Source organism: Moorena sp. SIO3B2 (assembly GCF_010692525.1).
Classification (GTDB): Bacteria; Cyanobacteriota; Cyanobacteriia; order Cyanobacteriales; family Coleofasciculaceae; genus Moorena; species Moorena producens.
Window position 1 is genome coordinate 4,708 of the sequence record NZ_JAAHHE010000361.1, and the last position, 1,196, is coordinate 5,903.

The 1,196-nt window shown below is 39.4% G+C and carries 1 protein-coding gene; it reads left to right on the forward strand.

Translation table 11 applies throughout. The features are described from left to right. On the forward strand, positions 1–1,196 hold a 1,196-nt coding region (locus tag F6K38_RS33595; RefSeq protein ID WP_287359438.1), incomplete at both ends, for an AMP-binding protein.

A 1,196-nucleotide genomic window follows, 5' to 3' on the forward strand; every position in this document is an offset into this window, starting at 1 on the left:
TGTGGTAACTTTCTCCAGTACTCTGTTGCTAATAACCCTTATCGAAACAATGATTTTTTGTTTTTAGAAAAACCTTTTCAAACATTCACAGGGGAGACCATCAACAGGTTTAGTTTATCTTCCTTAAAAGATGTTGTGGATAACTATGCCTCTTGGTACAGGAAATCTGGTGTTCGTGAGAATGATCCTGTTGCTATATATTTAGACGATGGAATCGGTTACTTTATCCATTACTTAGCACTAAACAACCTAGGTGCTATTCCAGTTTTGGTAAACGGTCGTATGGATGCTGATATTGCTGCTGACTTTATCAGGCGTGTTGGTGCCATTGGTTTATATTCTGATCAGAAGCACCTCGATAGTATTAGTGGCTACGTCAAAACTAATGACTCATTAAAGTTTATTGCTACAGATGTCAAAAATACATCTGTTCAGAGCTCAGAGATACAGTTTCCCCAGTGGTATCCATATTCTCCTACAGATTCTCATCCAATTATGATCTGTCATTCCTCTGGTACTACTGGAAAGCCTAAGCCAGTGATATTTGGGCATCAACAGTTTTTCTTTGGCAAACGAATTCGGCTGCTAAATTTCCCAGCTAGTCAATCCGATAAGTTTTTGTTTGCCTTACCTAGTTCACATTCGGCGGGAATTAGCTACTTTATGACAGTAACATTACTGGGGTTACCCACTATGGTTTTGTCAGATTTATCTGGAAATAATGCTATTACTCAAGCTAAAGAACTTAAAGCGACTATAGTAGCAGCTTTTCCACAAACCTATGCCGACATGGCTTCCCATTCTTTAGAAAAAGACCAATTGAGTTCTGTAAAAATGTGGATTAATACGGGCGATGCTGCCCATGAAGCTCATATCAGGACTCTGGTAAATGCTGGGAATTCTAAATCAGTCTTTATTGATGGTCTAGGTGCTTCAGAACTCGGCATGGCTTTGTTTAATAAAGTCTCTAGTCGCCAGACAAGCTTGTATAATCGATATATGGGTAAGCCACGCAGTTTTGTAAAAGCTGTAGTATTAGATGAGGAGGGAAATCTACTGCCACCCTATCAGGTAGGTTTCCTGGGTATTAAATCTCCAACTATTACACCAGGCTATTGGAATGATTCTAACCGCACCCTCAAAAGTTATAAACAAGGGTACTGGATTAGTGGGGATTTGGCTTATTATGATCAGGA